The sequence below is a fragment of the Porphyrobacter sp. THAI-01a genome (genome assembly GCF_056868655.1).
This window is the reverse complement of record NZ_CP180579.1, coordinates 1530360-1548696: the sequence shown is the minus strand read 5'-3', so window position 1 is coordinate 1548696 and position 18337 is coordinate 1530360. Positions and strand designations below refer to the sequence as shown.

Annotated in this window: 16 protein-coding genes; 12 read left to right on the top strand and 4 right to left on the bottom strand. The window is 69.8% G+C overall.

The window, feature by feature from the left end; all coding sequences use genetic code 11:
* Window positions 1-253 precede the first annotated feature (253 nt).
* The 3 genes from ACMX37_RS07510 to tpiA form a co-directional block, all read right to left on the bottom strand.
* On the bottom strand, window positions 254-1891 hold the full coding sequence (locus tag ACMX37_RS07510) for a CTP synthase (RefSeq protein ID WP_088914385.1): 1638 nt from the start codon (window positions 1889-1891) through the stop codon (window positions 254-256).
* A 134-nt stretch (window positions 1892-2025) separates the two neighbouring features.
* Window positions 2026-2406, bottom strand: a complete 381-nt coding sequence (secG, locus tag ACMX37_RS07505) for a preprotein translocase subunit SecG (protein ID WP_483148379.1) — start codon at window positions 2404-2406, stop codon at window positions 2026-2028.
* 132 nt (window positions 2407-2538) lie between these two features.
* Window positions 2539-3312 (bottom strand): triose-phosphate isomerase, encoded by a 774-nt coding sequence (gene tpiA / locus ACMX37_RS07500; protein ID WP_483148226.1) that lies wholly within the window; start codon window positions 3310-3312, stop codon window positions 2539-2541.
* 231 nt (window positions 3313-3543) lie between these two features.
* On the opposite strand from tpiA, the gene ACMX37_RS07495 reads away from it, so the two are divergent.
* The 9 genes from ACMX37_RS07495 to lexA all read left to right on the top strand — a co-directional run bounded on the left by ACMX37_RS07495 (window position 3544) and on the right by lexA (window position 12823).
* Window positions 3544-5496, top strand: a complete 1953-nt coding sequence (locus tag ACMX37_RS07495) for a peptidylprolyl isomerase (RefSeq protein WP_483148225.1) — start codon at window positions 3544-3546, stop codon at window positions 5494-5496.
* 20 nt (window positions 5497-5516) lie between these two features.
* A complete protein-coding gene (gene trpE, locus ACMX37_RS07490; RefSeq protein ID WP_483148378.1) occupies window positions 5517-7040 on the top strand; it encodes an anthranilate synthase component I in 1524 nt (507 codons plus the stop codon).
* Window positions 7037-7894: a phosphodiester glycosidase family protein gene (locus ACMX37_RS07485; RefSeq protein WP_483148224.1), complete on the top strand. Its 858-nt coding sequence runs from the start codon at window positions 7037-7039 to the stop codon at window positions 7892-7894. The genes trpE and ACMX37_RS07485 overlap by 4 nt, the downstream gene beginning before the upstream one ends.
* Window positions 7891-8502 (top strand): anthranilate synthase component II, encoded by a 612-nt coding sequence (locus ACMX37_RS07480; RefSeq protein WP_483148223.1) that lies wholly within the window; start codon window positions 7891-7893, stop codon window positions 8500-8502. Before ACMX37_RS07485 ends, ACMX37_RS07480 begins: the two co-directional genes overlap by 4 nt.
* Complete coding sequence (gene trpD / locus ACMX37_RS07475; protein WP_483148222.1) at window positions 8499-9491, top strand: anthranilate phosphoribosyltransferase; 993 nt, start codon at window positions 8499-8501, stop codon at window positions 9489-9491. Before ACMX37_RS07480 ends, trpD begins: the two co-directional genes overlap by 4 nt.
* Before the next feature lie 4 nt (window positions 9492-9495).
* Window positions 9496-10296, top strand: a complete 801-nt coding sequence (trpC, locus tag ACMX37_RS07470) for an indole-3-glycerol phosphate synthase TrpC (RefSeq protein ID WP_483148221.1) — start codon at window positions 9496-9498, stop codon at window positions 10294-10296.
* Window positions 10293-10766 (top strand): cyclic pyranopterin monophosphate synthase MoaC, encoded by a 474-nt coding sequence (gene moaC, locus ACMX37_RS07465; protein ID WP_483148220.1) that lies wholly within the window; start codon window positions 10293-10295, stop codon window positions 10764-10766. Before trpC ends, moaC begins: the two co-directional genes overlap by 4 nt.
* A complete protein-coding gene (locus ACMX37_RS07460; protein WP_483148219.1) occupies window positions 10763-11944 on the top strand; it encodes a molybdopterin molybdotransferase MoeA in 1182 nt (393 codons plus the stop codon). Before moaC ends, ACMX37_RS07460 begins: the two co-directional genes overlap by 4 nt.
* Window positions 11945-12139: 195 nt before the next feature.
* Entirely contained in the window at window positions 12140-12823 is a 684-nt protein-coding gene (lexA, locus tag ACMX37_RS07455; protein ID WP_483148218.1) for a transcriptional repressor LexA, read from the top strand.
* 127 nt (window positions 12824-12950) lie between these two features.
* Here lexA and ACMX37_RS07450 read toward each other — a convergent pair whose 3' ends face one another.
* Entirely contained in the window at window positions 12951-15284 is a 2334-nt protein-coding gene (locus tag ACMX37_RS07450) for a ComEC/Rec2 family competence protein (RefSeq protein ID WP_483148377.1), read from the bottom strand.
* 65 nt (window positions 15285-15349) lie between these two features.
* Here ACMX37_RS07450 and gltX point away from each other — a divergent pair, with 65 nt between their 5' ends.
* From gltX to ACMX37_RS07435, 3 genes are read left to right on the top strand one after another with little or no spacing between them, the layout of a single operon-like run.
* Window positions 15350-16786, top strand: coding sequence for a glutamate--tRNA ligase (gene gltX / locus ACMX37_RS07445; RefSeq protein ID WP_483148217.1), 1437 nt, complete (start codon window positions 15350-15352; stop codon window positions 16784-16786).
* A 55-nt stretch (window positions 16787-16841) separates the two neighbouring features.
* Window positions 16842-18128, top strand: a complete 1287-nt coding sequence (locus ACMX37_RS07440; protein ID WP_483148216.1) for a citrate synthase — start codon at window positions 16842-16844, stop codon at window positions 18126-18128.
* 38 nt (window positions 18129-18166) lie between these two features.
* Window positions 18167-18337 (top strand): hypothetical protein, encoded by a 171-nt coding sequence (locus tag ACMX37_RS07435; RefSeq protein WP_483148215.1) that lies wholly within the window; start codon window positions 18167-18169, stop codon window positions 18335-18337.

Here is an 18337-nt window from a genome sequence, read left to right as displayed (position 1 = left end):
TCTGCGGCATCCCATGGTCCTAACGGGCGGTTTACTGAGAAACCGTCACCGCGCGCCAGCGGTCTAATGCGGAATCGCAACAAGACGCAAGGGCAATCTGCACAGCTTGTAAGGATACGACACCAGGCCATCCGGCCAGTGAAACAAAGGATTGCAGCGGTCGCTTTGCCGCCTTGCGAGCGCCCCTGATGACCGGCACCGCGAGCGCGGTCCGGTTGCCCCTGCCCCCCTGCGAAAATCGCTAGGCGTGCGCCTAGACGAGCCGCGACTGCTGCAAGGCCGCGGCGATGAACCCGGCGAAAAGCGGGTGCGGATCGAAGGGGCGCGACTTCAGTTCGGGATGGAACTGCACGCCCACGAACCACGGGTGATCGGGCCGCTCGACGATCTCGGGCAGCAACCCGTCGGGGCTCATGCCGGAGAAGATCAGCCCCTGCTTCTCGAGCGGTTCGATGAAGGCGCTGTTCACCTCGTAGCGGTGGCGGTGGCGCTCGGAGATGGTCTCCGCGCCGCCATAGATGCGCGAGGTGTGGCTGTTGGGGCTGAGCTTGGCCGTGTAGGCGCCAAGCCGCATCGTGCCGCCCAGGTCGCCGCCTTCGGCGCGGCTCTGGAGGCCTTCCTTGCTCATCCACTCGGTGATGATGCCCACCACCGGCGTGTCGGTCGGGCCGAATTCGGTCGAGGACGCCTTCTCGAAGCCCGCCGCGCGCGCGCCTTCGATGCAGGCCATCTGCATCCCGAGGCAGATCCCGAAGAAGGGCACGCCCCGCTCACGGGCGAAGCGCACGCTCGCGATCTTTCCCTCGCTCCCGCGCTCGCCGAAGCCGCCGGGCACGAGGATGCCGTGCATCGGTTCGAGCTGGGCGATGATCTGGCTGTCGTCGTCGCCCTCGAAGATCTCGGCGTCGATCCAGCGGATGTTGACTTTCACGCGGTTGGCGAGCCCGCCATGCACGAGCGCCTCGTTGAGGCTCTTGTAGGCATCGGGAAGGCCCACATACTTGCCCACCACCGCGATGGTGACTTCGCCTTCGGGGTTGAAGTGACGGTCGGTGACGTCCTTCCAGGCCGACAGGTCCGGCTCGGGCGCATCGGTGATGCCGAAGGCGCGCAGCACCTCGCGGTCGAGCCCCTCGGCGTGATACTGCTGGGGGACGGAGTAGATCGAAGGTGCATCGAGCGCGGGGATCACCGCCTCGGCGCGCACGTTGCAGAATTGCGCGATCTTGCGCCGGTCGCTTTCGGGAATCGGATGCTCGGCGCGGCACAGCAGGATGTCGGGCTTGATCCCGAGCGCGGCCAGCTCGCGCACCGAGTGCTGGGTCGGCTTGGTCTTCAGCTCGCCTGCGGCCTTGATGTAGGGCACCAGCGTCACGTGGACAGAAACCGTCTGGAACGGTTCGAGCTCGTTACGCAGCTGGCGGATCGCTTCCATGAAGGGCAGGGATTCGATGTCGCCCACCGTCCCGCCGATCTCGCACAGGATGAAATCGTGGTCGCCCTGGTCGGCGAGAGCGAATTCCTTGATCGCGTCGGTCACGTGCGGGATCACCTGCACGGTCGCGCCGAGATAGTCGCCGCGGCGTTCCTTGGCGATGATGTCGCGGTAGACGCGCCCGCTCGTGATGTTGTCCGACTGGCGCGCCGAGACGCCGGTGAAACGCTCGTAGTGGCCGAGATCGAGATCGGTCTCCGCACCGTCGTCGGTGACGAAGACCTCGCCGTGCTGATAGGGGCTCATCGTGCCCGGATCGACGTTGAGATAGGGGTCGAACTTGCGGATGCGGACCTTGTAGCCGCGCGCCTGCAGGAGGGCCGCCAGAGAGGCTGCCATGAGACCTTTGCCGAGCGAGGAGACCACGCCGCCGGTGATGAAAATGAACCGCGCCATGGGATTCGGGCCTTAAGCAACAGGAGGGATTCGGGGCAAGCGAATTGCGCCCCGCACGGGGGCGCCATCCACAGCGGTGTGGGTTGACCAGCGGCCAGACCGGGCGCAGCGGCGCGCGCCCGGCAGCAAGGGCGTTACTGCGCGCCCTCGCCTGCGGCTTCGGGTGCCGCCGGTACCGCAGCCGGTTCTGCCGGTGCGGGGGCCGGAACCGGATCGGCGAGCAGGTCGGGCTTGGCCGGTGCCGGGGCCGCACGGTCGAGCGTCGTCGTCACCCCGCCCACCCGGCTTTCACGCACCGCCAGACCTGCGAGCACGATCGAGAGCGCGACGAAGGCGATGGCCAGCCACTTGGTCGAACGGGTCAGGAAATCCGCCGCCCCGCGCGCGCCGAAAGCGCCGCCCGGGCTGCCGCCGATGCCGAGCCCGCCACCCTCGGAACGCTGCATCAGCACGACGCCGACCAGCGCGGCGGCCACTAGGGCCTGGATCACGGTGAGGAAGATGAACAGCGACATGAAGACTTCTCGTGGCAGGGGCGATCGGGTCGCCCGGTTGCGGATGTTGCGCGCCATGTAGGCGCGAGACGCGCGCGCGGCAAGCCCGCCCGCAGGCGGAGCCCCCGACGTACGCGCCGCGAGGGCGCGGGATCAGTTCTCGAAGGGCTCGCTTGCGGCCAGCGCGATGCCCATGAAGCTGTCGGCGGTGAGGCTCGCGCCTCCGACCAGGGCCCCGCCGACTTCGGGCACGGCGAAGATCTCCGCCGCATTGTCCGGCTTGACCGAGCCGCCGTAAAGAATGCGGACCTCCGCACCCTGCTCCTCGCCCAGCAGCTCGACCAGCAGCGCGCGGATTGCGGCGTGCATCTCGGCGATGTCGTCGGTGGTGGCGGCATTGCCGGTGCCGATCGCCCAGATCGGCTCGTAGGCGACGGTGATGCGGTCGGCGATCTCGCCCGGGATCCGGTCGGCGGGCGGAAGCGAGGCCTCGAGCTGGCGCTTCACGAAAGCCACAGCCTTGCCCGAATCGCGGGTCTCGGCGCTCTCGCCGCAGCACATGATGATGCGCAGCCCCGCCGCCAGTGCGGCTTCGGCCTTCGCGCGCACCAACGCATCGCTCTCGCCATGGTCCTGCCGCCGCTCGGAATGGCCGAGGATCACGAACTTGGCGCCGGCATCGGCGATCATCGCCGCCGAGATGTCCCCGGTGTGCGCCCCGCCCTCGGCATGATGGCAATCCTGCGCGCCGACCGCGATCTGCTCGGCCTCGCGGTGGATCGGGTGGATCAGCGTGTAGGGCGGCGCGAGCGCCACCTCGACCTTCATGTGACGCTGCGCCGCACGGTCGATCGCGCGGGCTTCGGACAGCATCGCGCGGGTGCCGTGCATCTTCCAGTTTCCGACGATATAGGGTCGGCGGGTCATGATCTGCCTTTGCACTTCTATATTATTGAGAGGGATAGGCCCGGCGGGTCGTGATTCTGTGTTCTGCTGTAGAGCGCCGGGGCCGCGTCCGCTAGCCGAGGAAGCCCCGCTAGTCAAAAGGCGCTGACACCTGTTGCCGCGCAGTCGCAGGGCCTCTAAAGCGCGCGGAGCGTCGCGGCGGTTCCCGCGATGCTTGCCCGAGACATCCCGGCCCTCCCCGGCCGGCCCCGGATGGGATCCGTAACGCCGATGATTTCCTTCTTCCGCCGCTTTTTCGCCTCGAAGATCGGTCTGCCGATCGTTCTGGCCTTCCTTGCGCTGATGGCGCTGGCCTTTGCGGCCTCGGACATCACCGGCAGCACCTTCGGCGGCGTGTCGGGCGGCGACCGTCTGGCGGTGGTGGGGGGCGAGGGGATCCCTATCTCCGAGCTGCCGGTGGCGGCAAATGCCGCGCTCGACCAGGTGCGCGCGCAGAACCCCACCCTCACCATGCCCGAATTCGTCGCCGAGGGCGGGCTCGACGAGGTGATCAATCAGCTGATCGACCGCTTCGCCGTGGGCGAATACGGCCGCCGCTACGGACTGCGCGCGGGCGAGAACCTGGTGAACAGCGAGATCCTCAAGATCCCCGCCTTCCAGGGCGTGACCGGCAATTTCGACGAACAGACCTACCTCGCCGCGCTGCGCTCGCGGAACCTGAGCGATGCGACCTTCCGCCGCGACCTGCAGGACGGCCTGCTCGAACAGCAGCTGCTCCGCTCGGCAGTGGCCGCACCGCAGCTGCCCGAGAAGATCGCCCGCCAATATGCCGCCCTGGTGCTGGAAAAGCGCAAGGGCGAGATCGCGCTCATCCCCTCGGCCGCCTTCGCGCCGGCGGGCAATCCGTCCGACGCGCAGCTGGCCGCGTGGTACAAGGACAACCGCACCCAGTTCATGCGCCCCGAGCGCCGCACCCTGCGCTTCGCGGTGTTCGGTGCCGACACGCTCAAGGTCAACGCCACCCCCACCGCGGCCGAGATCGCCGAACGCTACAAGCGTGACGCCGCCAAATATGCGGCGAGCGAGAAGCGCGCGGTCACGAGCTTCGTGGTCCCCACCCAGGACGCCGCCAAGGCGCTCGCCGCGCGCATCGCCGGCGGCGCCTCGCTCGAAGCCGTTGCGCGCGAGGCGGGCTTCACCGCCTCGTCCTCCGAGGCGCGCGAGCGCGAGGCGATGGCGGGGGCGACCAGCTTCGCCTTCGCGCAGGCCGCGTTCAAGGCCGCGCAGGGCGGCGTGATCGAACCGGCGCAGGGCACGCTCGGCTGGTATGTCGCGCGCGTCGACCGGATCGAGCGAACCCCGGCCCGCAGCCTCGCCCAGGCGACGCCCGAGATCACCGAGCAGCTCACGGGCGAGAAGCGCGTTGCCGCGATCGCCGATCTCGTCGCCGAGATCGAGGGCGAGGTCGACGGCGGCACCGCGCTCGCCGAGGTCGCCAAGGCCTATGGGCTCAAGGTCGAGACCACCCCCGCCCTGCTCGCCAACGGCCGGGCTTTCGGCAGGCCCGACGTGCAGATCGTGCCGCAGCTCGCGCCGGTGCTCCAGACCGCCTTCCAGATGGAGGAGAGCGAGCCGCAGCTCGCCGAGGTGGTGCCGGGCGAACAGTTCGTGGTCTTCGAGGTCGCGCGGGTCGAGGAAGCCAGCGCCCCGCCGCTCGCCGAGGTCAGGGATGCCGCAACCGCCGGATGGAAGCGGGCGCAGGGCGCGGCCCTCGCCAAGCAGGCGGCCGAGCGCATCCTCGCCAAGGTGCGCGGCGGCACCCCTCTGGCCGCAGCGATGGCGGCCGAGAACAAGCCCGGCTTCGAGCGCGAGGTGATCGATCTCGAACGCCGCCAGCTTCTCGCCCAGCAGCGTGGCCGCATCGCCCCGCCGCTGGTGCTGATGTTCAGCATGGCCGAAGGCACCGCCAAGACGCTCGAGGCGCCGCGCGACATCGGCTGGTACATCGTCAATCTGGAGGACATCAGCACCCTGCCGCTCGACCAGGAGGGCCAGATGATCGCCCAGACCCGCCAGCAGCTCGGCCAGACCCTGTCCGAGGAATACCGCCGCCAGGCCACCGCCGCGATGCGCAAGGAGCTCGGCGTCACCCGCAACGACAACGCCATCGCCGCCGTGCGCCGGCAGCTGGTCGGCGAGCAGTGAGCCCAAGCGACCGCTTCGTGATACCGACTGCCGCAGGCCTGCCCGAGAACGCCGCTGCCGCCACCGCCGCGCTGGCGCAGGGACGCCCCGCGCTGGTGTGGCGACGGATCATCGCCGACAGCGACACGCCGGTCGGCGCAGCGCGGCGGCTGATCGTGCCGGGGCGCGGCGATTTCCTGCTGGAAAGCGTCGAGGGCGGCGAGGTGCGCGGGCGCTACAGCCTGCTCGGGCTCGATCCCGATCTGGTCTTCCGCGCCGAGGGCGCACGTGCGGCGATCAACCGCGAATGGCGCACCGACCGCGAGGCCTTCGTGCCGCTCGCGGGCGATGCACTGGCCGAGTTGCGCGCGCTTGCCGCCGCCTGCCGTATCGATCCCATGCCCGAGGGCCTGCCCCCGGCTCTCGCCTGCCTCGTCGGCTATTTCGGCTACGAGACCATCGGCCTCGTTGAGACCCTGCCGCGCGCGCCGCAAAGCGCGCTCGACCTGCCCGACATGCTGTTCGTGCGCCCGACGGTGATCCTCGTCTTCGACCGGCTGACCGACGCGCTCTTCGCGATCGCCCCGATCTGGGAGGCGACCGATCCCGACGCCGCCGTCGCCCGAGCGGGCGAGCGGATCGATGCGACGCTGAGCCAGCTCACGCAAGCCGCCCCGGCCCGGCAGAACGAGGCCCTGCCCGAAAGCGTGCCCGACCTTGCCCCGGTGATCGCGCCCGAGGACTACAAGGCGATGGCCCTGCGCGCGAAGGACTACATCGTTGCGGGCGACATCTTCCAGGTGGTGCTTGCCCAGCGCTTCACCTGCCCCTTCACCCTTCCCCCGCTGGCGCTCTACCGCGCATTGCGGCGGGTGAACCCCTCGCCCTTCCTCTATTTCCTCGACCTGCCGGGGTTCGCGCTGGTCGGCTCCTCGCCCGAGATCCTCGTGCGGGTGCGCGACGACGAGGTGACGATCCGCCCGATCGCCGGCACCCGCCCGCGCGGGAAGACGCGCGAGGAGGACGAAGCCAACGAAGCCTCGCTGCTCGCCGATCCCAAGGAGCGGGCCGAGCACCTGATGCTGCTCGATCTCGGCCGCAACGACGTGGGGCGGGTGGCGGCGGCAGGTACCGTCGAGGTCACCGACAGCTTCACCATCGAACGCTACAGCCACGTCATGCACATCGTCAGCAACGTGGTCGGGCAGCTGGACGGATCGAGGGACGCACTCGACGCGCTGTTCGCGGGCTTCCCGGCGGGCACCGTGTCGGGCGCACCCAAGATCCGCGCCTGCGAGATCATCGCCGAACTCGAGCCCGAGACGCGCGGCGCCTATGCCGGGGGCGTCGGCTATTTCGCGCCCGACGGCAGCCTCGATTCCTGCATCGTCCTGCGGACCGCGGTGGTGAAGGACGGGGTGATGCACGTGCAGGCGGGCGCGGGGATCGTCGCCGACAGCGACCCCGACTACGAACTCGCCGAATGCCGCGCCAAGGCCGGCGCCCTGATCGCCGCCGCGCGCGAGGCGGTGCGCGTCGCGGGCGAGCCGGGATACGGCCAATGAGGCGCGTTTTGCTCGCGGTGCTGCTGCCGCTCGCATGTCTCGCCGCCTGCTCCGAAGCCCCCGAGGGCGAGGCTCTGGTGCGCGTCAATCTCGATGGCTCCGACGTCGAGGAAACCGCCGCCCCCGATCCGGCCCCGACCGCGACCGAGCCTGCGGTGCCCTCGGCCTGCAAGAGCGTCACCTTCGAGGGGGCCGCCCTCACCCATTGCATCGCCGATCCCGCGCAGCACCGCATCCAGATGGCGAATGTGGGGCCGGACAAGCAGCCCTTCGCCTCGCTTTCCGCCTTCGCCGCCAGCGTCGATCCGGCAACCATCGCCTTCGCCATGAACGGCGGGATGTACGGCGATGACCTCAAGCCCATCGGCTATTATGTCGAGAAGGGCGAGCGGCTCGCTCAGCTCAACCGCGAGACCGGCGAGGGCAATTTCTACATGAAGCCCAACGGCGTGTTCTTCGGCTCGGGCGGAAGCTGGCGCGTGCTGGGGAGCAACACCTTCTTCAACACCGTGGGCGACCGGCCCGAATTCGGCACCCAGTCGGGCCCGCTGCTGCTCGACGGCGGCAAGCTCCACCCCGATATCCAGGACGACGGGCCCTCCAAGGCGATCCGCAACGGCGTGGGCGTGGACGCGGGCGGCAAGGCGCATTTCGTGATCGCCGACGCGCCGGTGAGCTTCGGCCAGCTCGCCCGCTATTTCCGCGACGTGGTGAAGGTGCAGAACGCACTCTATCTCGACGGGCAGGTATCCTCCCTGTGGGATCCGGCGACCGGCCGCATGGACAAGGGCCGCGTCGGGCCGATCATCGTGGTGACGAAGCGGGCAGAGAAGGCAGAGGCGGCAAGCGAATGATCCTCGTCATCGACAATTACGACAGCTTCACCTTCAACCTCGTCCACTACCTCATGGAACTGGGCGCCGAGGTGCGGGTGGAGCGCAACGACGCCCTCACCGCTTCCGAGGCGCTGCGGACCAATGCTTCCGGATTCCTGATCTCGCCCGGCCCCTGCACGCCCAACGAGGCCGGGATCAGCCTCGATCTGGTCGCGGCCTGCGCGGATGCGGGCAAGCCGCTGATGGGCGTGTGCCTCGGGCATCAGGCGATCGGCCAGCACTTCGGCGGCACGGTGCAGCGCGGCGGGCTGATGCACGGCAAGACCTCGCCGGTGACGCATGACGGGTCGGGGGTGTTCGCCGGGCTCCCCTCGCCCTTCATCGCCACGCGGTATCACAGCCTTGAAGTGGTGGACGTGCCCGAGACGCTGGTCGCCAATGCCCATGCCGAAACGCCCGGCGCCGATCACCCCAGCGTGATGGGCTTCCGTCACGCGGGGCTGCCGATCCATTCGGTGCAGTTCCACCCCGAAAGCATCGCCACCGAGTACGGCCATGCCTTGCTCGCCAACTTCGTGCGGCTGTGCGGGCTGGAGCCGGTGCTGCCCGAAAGGCTGCGCGCATGAGCCTCCTGCCCGACATCGCCACCCCCCTGACCGAGGCCGAGGCCGAGGCCGCCTTCGGCACCCTGCTCGACGGGGCGCCGTCGGAGGAGGAGATCGCGCAGTTCCTCGTCGCCCTCTCGGCGCGCGGCGAGACCGCCGACGAGATCGCGGGCGCGGCGCGGGCGCTGCGGGCGCGGCTGATCCCCATCGCCTCGCCCGAGGGTGCGATCGACGTCTGCGGGACGGGGGGCGACGGGCACCACACCCTCAACGTCTCGACCGCGGTCAGCCTCGTGGTCGCGGCCTGCGGCGTGCCGGTCGCCAAGCACGGCAACCGCGCCGCCAGCTCCAAGGCGGGGGCGGCGGACACACTGGAAGCCCTCGGCCTCGACATGGACGCGGCCGGACGAACGGCGGAAAGGACGCTCGCCGAGATCGGCATCTGCTTCCTCTTCGCGAAGAACCACCACCCCGCGATGGCGCGCATCCAGCCCATCCGGGTGAAGATCGGCCAGCGCACGATCTTCAACCTGATGGGCCCGCTGTCGAACCCGGCAAAGGTCAGGAGCCAGCTCATCGGCATCGCCCGGCCCGCCTATGTCCCGATCTATGCCGGCGCGATGGCGCGGCTCGGCACGGGACGGTCGCTGATCGTCTCGGGCGACGAGGGGCTGGACGAACTCAGCCTCGCCGGCGGCAACGAGGTCGCGATCGTCACCGGCCACGGCTTCACGATGGAGCGCGTGGATGCCTCCGCCGCCGGTCTCCCCCATGCGCCTATCGAGGCGATCCGGGGCGATGATGCGCGGCACAACGCCGCCGCGCTCAGGGCGCTGCTGATGGGCACCCCCGGCCCATACCGCGACGCGGTGCTGTTCAACGCCGCCGGCGCGCTGACAGTCGCGGGTCGCGGCGAAAGCTGGCCGGAGCGGGCGGCCATGGCCGCCGAGGCGATCGATTCGGGCGCGGCCCTGGCCTTGCTCGAACGCTGGATTGCTTTAGCGAAGTGAGACGATGAACAAGCTCGAGGAAATCTGCGCCGCCAAGCGCGAGATCGTCGCCGCCCGCAAGCTGGCGATCAGCGACGACCAGCTCGCCCGCGCCGCGCGCATCCAGACCGCCCCACGCGGGTTCGAGGCCGCCCTGCGCGCGCGCGCCGCCTCGGGATTCGCCCTCATCGCCGAGATCAAGAAAGCCAGCCCCTCCAAGGGCCTGATCCGCGCCGACTTCCGCCCGGCCGAGCACGCCGCGGCCTACGAGGCCGGCGGTGCGGCCTGCCTCTCGGTGCTGACCGACGCGCCCTATTTCCAGGGCCACGAGGATTACCTGATCGAAGCCCGCAGCGCCTGCACCCTCCCCGTCCTGCGCAAGGACTTCATGGTCGATCCCTGGCAGTGCCTCGAAGCGCGCGCGATCGGAGCCGATGCGATCCTGATCATCGTCGCTGCGCTGGACGACGCCCTCATGGCCGAAATCGAGGCCGCCGCCCGCGAACTGGGGATGGACGTGCTGGTCGAGGTCCATGACGAGGCCGAGCTCGAACGCGCCACCCGCGTGCTGCAATCGCGCCTGATCGGGGTCAACAACCGCGACCTCAAGACCTTCACCACCTCGCTCGCCGTCACCGAGCGCCTCGCCCCGCTGATGCCCGAGGGCACGCTGGTGGTCGGCGAGAGCGGGATCAACACCCATGCGGATCTCACCCGTCTGGCCGCATCGGGCGTGCGCACCTTCCTCGTCGGCGAGAGCCTGATGCGCGCTGACGATATCGCCAGTGCCACCCGCGCCCTGCTCGGGGCAGAACAGGCGGCATGAGCGGGCTTACCCATCTCGGACCGGACGGCGCGGCGCACATGGTCGATGTCGGCGGCAAGCCCGCCACCGCCCGCCGCGCGGTCGCCGAGGGGCGGATCGCGATGCGGCCTGAAACCCTCGCCGCGATCCGCGCCGGCAATGCCCCCAAGGGCGACGTCCTCGGCACCGCGCGCATCGCCGGGATCATGGCCGCCAAGCGCACCGGGGAGCTGATCCCGCTGTGCCACCCGCTGGGGCTCGAGGCGGTGAACATCGAATTCGATTACGAGCAAAGCGCCATCCGCGCCGTCGCCACCGCCTCGCTCACGGGCAAGACCGGGGTGGAAATGGAAGCGATGACAGCCGTTTCCATCGCACTCCTCACAATCTACGACATGGCCAAGGCGCTCGACAAGGGGATAGTGATCTCCGCCGTGCGCCTGATCGCCAAGTCGGGCGGCAAGTCGGGCGACTGGACTGCGCCCGAATGACCGCGCCGCTCGGTCTCGAGGACGCGCAGGCCCGCCTGCTTGCCCTCGCACCCGTGCTCCGTTCCGAGACCGTCCCCGCCGATGCCGCGCTCGGGAGCGTGCTTGCCGAGGAGGTGCGCGCCGCGCGGACCCAGCCCCCGTCCGACCTTTCGGCGATGGACGGCTATGCGCTCGCCCCCGGTGAAGGGCCGTGGCGGCTGGTCGGCGAGAGCCGCGCCGGCGCGCCGTTCCGCGATGTCCTCTCCCCCGGCGAGTGCGTGCGCATCTCGACCGGCGCGATGGTGCCGGCGGGAGCCGACCGGGTGCTGCTGCAGGAGGACGCGGCCGACGAGAACGGGCGGATCATCGCTACCGACATGCCCCCGCCCGGCCGGCACATCCGCGCGCGCGGGTTCGATTTCCATGCCGAGGACCTGCTGCTCGCGAAGGGCTCGCGGCTCACCCCCGCCCGCCTCGCGCTGGCCCTCGCGGGCGGGCATGGCACGCTCCCCGTCACCCGGCGGGTGCGCGTGGCGGTAATGGACAGCGGCGACGAGCTGGCGCCGGACCCCGCCCGGTGCCTCCCCCACCAGATCCCCGCCAGCAATGCCGCAATGATCGCCGCCATGCTCGCGCCGCTGGGGTGCGAGGTCACGCGCATCGGCCCCGTGCCCGACGAGCGCGAGGCGCTGGCCGGGGCGCTGGCTCTGGCCGAGGGCGCGGACATCCTTGTTACCTCGGGCGGGGCCTCGGTCGGCGACCACGACCTGATCAAGCCCGCGCTCGCCGACTGGGGGGCCGGGATCGCCTTCTGGAAGATCGCGATCAAGCCGGGCAAGCCGCTGCTGGTCGCCACGCGCGGCAATCAGGTCATCCTCGGCCTGCCGGGCAATCCGGTGTCGAGCTTCGTCACCGCCTTCCTCTTCGCCCTGCCGCTGGTGCGGGCGGCCCAGGGCGATCCCGATCCCCTCCCCCGCCCCGTCATCCTGCGGGCGGGCGAGCCCCTGCCCGCCGTCGGCCCCCGGCGCGAGTTCCTGCGGGCGGTGAGCGAGGGGGACGCGGTGCGGCTTGCGGGATCGCAGGATTCCTCGGCGCTCTCCGCGCTGGCCGCCGCCGATTGCCTGATCGACCGCCCCGCCGGCGCCCCGCCCGTCCCCGCGGGTGCGCCCGTTCCGGTGTTCCGCCTCCAGAATGGCTGAATTGCGCGGGTTTGCTGCGGGGCGCGCTTGACTCGGGCAATTTAGTTTCCTAATTGTTCCTTGTTCGTTCACCTTAATGGCGGGCGGCCAGTGCAATCAACGCACCTGTTCGGGGTGCCTCTTGGCGCACGCAAGGGATTGGCATGGTGCGCTCTGACCGGCGCACCGTGGGTGCGACCACAGGAGACTTGACCAATGCTGACGGCAAAACAGCGCGAGCTGATCGTCTTCATCCAGCAGCGGCTGGAGGAGACCGGGATCTCGCCGAGTTTCGAGGAAATGAAGGAGGCGCTCGATCTCAAGAGCAAGTCGGGCGTGCACCGGCTGATTTCCGCTCTCGAGGAACGCGGCTTCCTGCGGCGCCTGCCCAACCGGGCGCGCGCGCTCGAGGTGATCCGGGAACCGGGCGACACGACGCCCTCTCGTGCTGCGCCGGCCGGCGACAATGTGGTGGCCATGCCCTCGCCCGCGCCCCGCGCGCCCGAGGCGGCGAACGACGTGATCGAGCTGCCGCTCCACGGCCGCATCGCCGCCGGCGCCCCGATCGAGGCGCTGGAAGGCCAGTCGACCCTGCCCGTTCCGGCCGCGCTGCTCGGCCCGGGCGAGCACTATGCGCTCGAGGTCTCGGGGGATTCGATGGTCGAGGCCGGCATTTTCGATGGCGATTTCGCGCTGGTGCGGCGCACCAATACCGCCCGCGACGGCGAGATCGTGGTCGCGCTGGTGCGCGGCGAGGAAGCGACGCTCAAGTATCTGCGGCGCGAGGGCGGCCAGGTCCGGCTCGATCCGGCCAATGCCGCCTATGACCCGCAATACTACCGCCCCGACGAGGTCGAGGTGCAGGGCAAGCTCGCCGGCCTGCTGCGGCGCTATCACTGAGGCGATCCGGGCCGGATGGCTTTGAACCTGTTGGAGTTCAAGGGGCGCTTACGGCGCCCCTTTTTCATGCTGTCGTAGCCCGGCGAGTGCCGTCCCAAGGCGATGTCGTGCCGATGTCATTGCCGCTTCATCGCCCGGTTGTTGCTGCTTGTGGTGCTGCCTGACCGGCCGATGCATCGACGCGGGCTTCGGGGCGCGGCGTTCCTACCCGTTCCTTGCCGCCCCGCCACCACCCGTGCTCGCCCTGGCTCGCGGCGACAGTGGCGATCCGCTCGTTCGCGAGGTCGATCGCGAGGCCTCCCGTCTGCTCCAGATACCGCCGGTCCGCCTTGAGCCAGCGCGGACGGCACGAGCGTGGGAGAAACCGCTCGGCCACGACGATGTCCGCCTCGGCGCAGGCAGCGGCAAGCGCGCGCTCCTCGACCTGCTCGCGCCCCCGCCCCAGCAGCAGAACCCGTTCCCGCCCCCCGCGCTTCAGGCTCACGGTGCAGAAGGCCGAGGAACAGCGCGCTCCCGGCCACTCGGCCAGCGGCACGGGCTCGGCCGCGACGCCGGCGAGTTCCATCAGGTTGTCTCGGGTGTAGGACGAACGGCTGTCGCGCAGGGCAAGCAGGCGGGGGTTTCCTTCATCGTCCTCGATCGTGATCCCCACCTGCCGCCCGTCACCCGCCACCAGCACGTCCGGGATCGGGGTCGCCGCCGCCATCGAGCTTGCGACAGCGACGGGCAGCAGACCGGCAAGTCGCACCCGCCCGCGCCATAGCGCGAGCCACAGCCCGCCGGCCGCGAACAGCGCCACCGTGAGACCGCCGATCTGCGGCATCAGCCGCACCGCGCCGGCTTGCGAGGCGGTGAGATGCGCGATGGCAAGTAGCAGCTCCAGCGCGCGCGCGACCAGCCACCACACGGGCGCTCCCAGCCCCAGCGTGTCGAGCAGAAGTCCCAATGCGATCAGAGGCATGGCCATGAAGGTGACCAACGGAATGGCGACCACATTGGCGAGCGCGCCGTAAACGCCGGCGCGGTGGAAATGGAACAGCACGATCGGCATCAGCGCGAGCTCGATCACCACCCCGGTCACGAAGAGCATCACCACCCGCCGCCCGCCCCGCGCCCACCACGGCTCCTCGCGCGGGGCGAGGAAGGCCTGGACGGGCGCGCAGCCCGCCAGCGCGACGATCGCCAGCACCGCGGCAAAGCTCATCTGGAAGCTCGGCCCGATCGCGCTTTCGGGCCACAGCAGCAGCACGAACCCCGCCGCCAGCGCCACCATCCTCAGTGACAGCGCATCACGCCCCAGCGCCAGCGCGCCGAGCACCAGCAGGGCGGCGACGCAGCTGCGCACCGTCGGCACCTCGGCGCCGGTCAGCAGGGTATAGCCCACCCCCACGAGCGCCCCCGCCCCCGCTGCCACCACCGGCAACCGCACCCGCAAGGCAAGCGAAGGCCATAGGGCGAGCAGCCGCAAGGCGAGGAAATAGGCCGCGCCGATCACCGCGCTGACATGCAGCCCGCTGATCGAGAGCAGATGGGTAAGCCCCGAATCCCGCATCGCCGCCTCGTCCGCCGCCGCGATCCCGCCGCGGTCGCCGCTCGCAAAGGCCGCCGCGATTGCTCCGGGCGACCCCGCCACCTGCCTGCGCACATGGTCGGCAAGCCCGCGTTGCAGCGCCGCGATCCCACCACTCCCGGGGGCAGGAGCGATCACCGCGAGCGGTCCGACCATCGTCCCCGTTGCCGAGAGCCCCTGGAACCACGCGGCCCGCGCGAAGTCGTAGCTTCCCGGCAGCATCGGGTGTGCCGGCGGCATCAGCCTTGCTCGCAGCCGCACAACCGCGCCCTCGGCAAGGCCGGGGGGCGGCCCGCCCTCCCCGAGCGCCGCGAGCGGCACATTGATCCGGACCTTGCGCGCCGCCTCGTCCGGTGCCTCGCGCATCGCGAGGGTGAGCCGCAGGCGGCCTTCCGCGGGCTGGTCCTCGCGGGCGAGCACCCGCCCCTCGATGGGCATCACCGCGGGCCGCGCGATCGGCGCGGCGCCGACGATCGCCGAGCGCGCCCACACCACGGCCACGCCGAGCGCCAAGACCAGCCCGCAGGCGACCACCGCCGTGCGCAGGTTGGCCCGCGTTTCGTCCGCCGCGCTGCCGGGCGGCCAGAGCGCCAATGCGGCGAGCGCCGCCCCCGCTCCGCCGGCCATCACCGCGATCCAGTGCGCCGGCGTCGGCAGCGCGAACCAGGCGAGGATGCCGCCCGCGAAGACCACCGCCAGCCATGGTGCCCGGTCGAACCCGGCTGCGGCGAGGAACCCCTCGGCCGCATCCAGCCCCCGCCCGCTCCAGCCCCCACCCCTGCCGGTGCTGGACAAGCCGCGAAGGGTTTGCCAAGGGCGCGGGCGAGGTTCTCCGGGGGCCTCGCCGCCGCCCGGATCGTCCCCCATCGGTATGATCGGCACATCGCGCATCGGCTCGCCCCCGATCGGCCCGGTCAAGGCCCAAACCGCTCGAAATGAACAGGAAGTCAACGCCCATGGCAAGCGAAAGCAGCACCCCCGCCGACAGCCCCGCCGGCGAAGTCGTGACCCGCTTCGCGCCCTCGCCCACCGGCTTCCTGCATATCGGCGGGGCGCGCACCGCGCTGTTCAACTGGCTCTATGCCCGCCACCACGGCGGACGCACCCTGCTGCGCATCGAGGACACCGACCGCAAGCGCTCCACGCAGGAGGCGATCGATGCGATCATCGAGGGGCTCGACTGGATGGGCCTCGATTACGACGCGCCCCCGGTGTTCCAGTCCGACCGTGCCGAGCGCCATGCCGAGGTCGCCTGGCAGCTGCTGAACGCGGGCCACGCCTACAAGTGCTTCGCCACCCCGGAGGAACTCGAGGCGATGCGCGAGGAGCAGCGCGCCCAGAAGAAGCCGCTGCGCTACGACGGGCGCTGGCGCGACCGCGACCCTGCTGAGGCCCCCGAAGGCGCTCCTTTCGTCATCCGCCTCAAGACGCCCACCGAGGGCGAGGTCACCATCCACGACCGCGTCCAGGGCGCGGTGACGGTGAAGAACGAGGAAATCGACGACTACATCATCCTGCGCGCCGACGGGACGCCGACCTACATGCTCGCGGTGGTGGTCGACGATCACGACATGGGCGTGACCCACGTCATCCGCGGCGACGATCACCTCAACAACGCCTTCCGCCAGCTCCCGATCATCCGCGCGATGAACGAAATCGAGGGCAACTGGCCCGATCCGGTCTACGCCCACATCCCGCTGATCCACGGCAGCGACGGGGCCAAGCTTTCCAAGCGCCACGGCGCGCTCGGGGTCGAGGCCTATCGCGACGAGTTTGGCATCCTGCCCGAGGCGCTGTTCAACTACCTGCTGCGGCTCGGCTGGGGCCACGGCGACCGCGAGGAGATCACCCGGAAAGAGGCGATCTCGCTGTTCGACCTCGACGGGGTGGGCAAGAGCCCCTCGCGTTTCGACATGAAAAAGCTCGAGAACCTGAACGGCCACTACCTGCGTGAGGCGGACGACGCGCGCCTTGCCGCGCTGGTCGCCGCGCGGATCGGCGAGAACGCGGACGAGGCGCTTCTCGCGCAGGCCATGCCGGTGCTCAAGGTGCGCGCGAAGAACCTCAACGAAGTGGTTGAAGGAGCAGGATTCCTTTTCGCCAAGCGCCCGCTCGCAATGACCGATAAGGCGCAGGCCCTGCTCGAAGGCGACGCCCGCACCATCCTGCGCGCGGTTTGCAACGCACTTGCAGCGCAAAACGACTGGACAAGCGAGGCACTGGAAGCCACTACGAAGGCGCTCGCCGAGGAGCAGGGATTGGGCCTCGGCAAGCTGGCGCAGCCGATGCGCGCGGCGCTGACCGGGACGACGACATCACCCGGTATCTTCGACGTGCTGGTCCTCCTGGGCCGGGACGAGGCGCTCGCCCGGCTCGAAGCGCAGGCCGCCTGAGGCAGGCTGCGCGGGCACAGAGCGCCAAACAGGGATTTAGGACAGGAGACAGATCTTGGCAGACAAGACGGCGAAACTCGAAATCGGCGGCCAGAGCTACGAGTACCCCGTGCTCGAAGGCAGCACCGGCCCCGACGTGATCGACATCCGCAAGCTCTACGCGCAGACGGGGGCCTTCACCTTCGATCCCGGCTTCACCTCGACCGCCGCTTGCGAGAGCGCGCTGACCTATATCGACGGTGACGAGGGCGTGCTGCTGCACCGCGGCTACCCGATCGGCCAGCTGGCCGAGGATTCGAGCTTCATGGAAGTCAGCTACCTGCTGCTCAACGGCGAACTGCCGAGCAAGCAGGAACTCGACGACTTCACCTACACCATCACCCGCCACACCATGCTGCACGAGCAGCTGATGACCTTCTACCGGGGCTTCCGCCGTGACGCGCACCCGATGGCGATCATGTGCGGCGTGGTCGGCGCGCTGTCGGCCTTTTACCACGACAGCACCGACATCTCCGATCCCGAGCACCGCAAGATCAGCTCGCACCGCCTGATCGCCAAGATGCCGACCATCGCGGCGATGGCCTACAAGTACTCGGTCGGTCAGCCCTTCATGTATCCGGACAACCGCCTGTCCTATACCGGCAATTTCCTGCGCATGACCTTCGGCGTTCCGGCCGAGGAATACGAGGTGATCCCGGCCGTCGAGCGCGCGATGGACCGGATCTTCATCCTCCATGCAGACCACGAGCAGAACGCCTCGACCTCGACGGTGCGGCTTGCCGGTTCCTCGGGCGCCAATCCCTTCGCCTGCATCGCGGCGGGCATCGCCTGCCTGTGGGGCCCGGCGCATGGCGGCGCGAACGAGGCGGCGCTCAACATGCTGAAGGAGATCGGCACCCCCGATCGCATCCCGCACTACATCGAGCGGGCCAAGGACAAGAACGATCCGTTCCGCCTGATGGGCTTCGGCCACCGCGTCTACAAGAACTACGACCCGCGCGCGACGGTGATGCAGAAGACCGTGCGCGAGGTGTTCGACGCGCTCAAGGTCAACGATCCGCTGTTCGAGACCGCGCTGCGTCTGGAGGAGATCGCCCTCAGCGATCCCTACTTCATCGAGAAGAAGCTGTTCCCGAACGTCGATTTCTACTCGGGCATCATCCTCTCGGCGATCGGCTTCCCGACCACCATGTTCACCGCGCTCTTCGCCCTCGCCCGCACCGTAGGCTGGGTGGCGCAGTGGAACGAGATGATCAGCGACCCCGGCCAGAAGATCGGCCGTCCGCGCCAGCTCTACACCGGACCGACGCAGCGCGACTACGTGCCGCTCAGCGCGCGCTGAGAGGCTGAAAAGCGATGTTGATGCTGAGGGCGGCAGGGATGTTCCTTGTCGCCCTCGGTCTTATCTGGGTGCTGCAGGGCACCGGCGTGCTGCACTGGCCGGCGGACAGCTTCATGCTCGGACAAGGGGACTGGGCCTGGCGCGGGGCGGGAACGGCGCTTGCGGGCGCCGCTCTTATCTGGCTTGCGGTCTGGCGCGCGCGCCGCTGA

Coding starts and splice junctions, on each gene's coding strand:
- ACMX37_RS07510 (WP_088914385.1), bottom strand. CDS start 1,891: ATGGCGCGGTTCATTTTCATCACCGGCGGCGTGGTCTCCTCGCTCGGC.
- secG (WP_483148379.1), bottom strand. CDS start 2,406: ATGTCGCTGTTCATCTTCCTCACCGTGATCCAGGCCCTAGTGGCCGCC.
- tpiA (WP_483148226.1), bottom strand. CDS start 3,312: ATGACCCGCCGACCCTATATCGTCGGAAACTGGAAGATGCACGGCACC.
- ACMX37_RS07495 (WP_483148225.1), top strand. CDS start 3,544: ATGGGATCCGTAACGCCGATGATTTCCTTCTTCCGCCGCTTTTTCGCC.
- ACMX37_RS07485 (WP_483148224.1), top strand. CDS start 7,037: ATGAGGCGCGTTTTGCTCGCGGTGCTGCTGCCGCTCGCATGTCTCGCC.
- ACMX37_RS07480 (WP_483148223.1), top strand. CDS start 7,891: ATGATCCTCGTCATCGACAATTACGACAGCTTCACCTTCAACCTCGTC.
- trpD (WP_483148222.1), top strand. CDS start 8,499: ATGAGCCTCCTGCCCGACATCGCCACCCCCCTGACCGAGGCCGAGGCC.
- trpC (WP_483148221.1), top strand. CDS start 9,496: ATGAACAAGCTCGAGGAAATCTGCGCCGCCAAGCGCGAGATCGTCGCC.
- moaC (WP_483148220.1), top strand. CDS start 10,293: ATGAGCGGGCTTACCCATCTCGGACCGGACGGCGCGGCGCACATGGTC.
- ACMX37_RS07460 (WP_483148219.1), top strand. CDS start 10,763: ATGACCGCGCCGCTCGGTCTCGAGGACGCGCAGGCCCGCCTGCTTGCC.
- lexA (WP_483148218.1), top strand. CDS start 12,140: ATGCTGACGGCAAAACAGCGCGAGCTGATCGTCTTCATCCAGCAGCGG.
- ACMX37_RS07450 (WP_483148377.1), bottom strand. CDS start 15,284: ATGCGCGATGTGCCGATCATACCGATGGGGGACGATCCGGGCGGCGGC.
- gltX (WP_483148217.1), top strand. CDS start 15,350: ATGGCAAGCGAAAGCAGCACCCCCGCCGACAGCCCCGCCGGCGAAGTC.
- ACMX37_RS07435 (WP_483148215.1), top strand. CDS start 18,167: ATGTTCCTTGTCGCCCTCGGTCTTATCTGGGTGCTGCAGGGCACCGGC.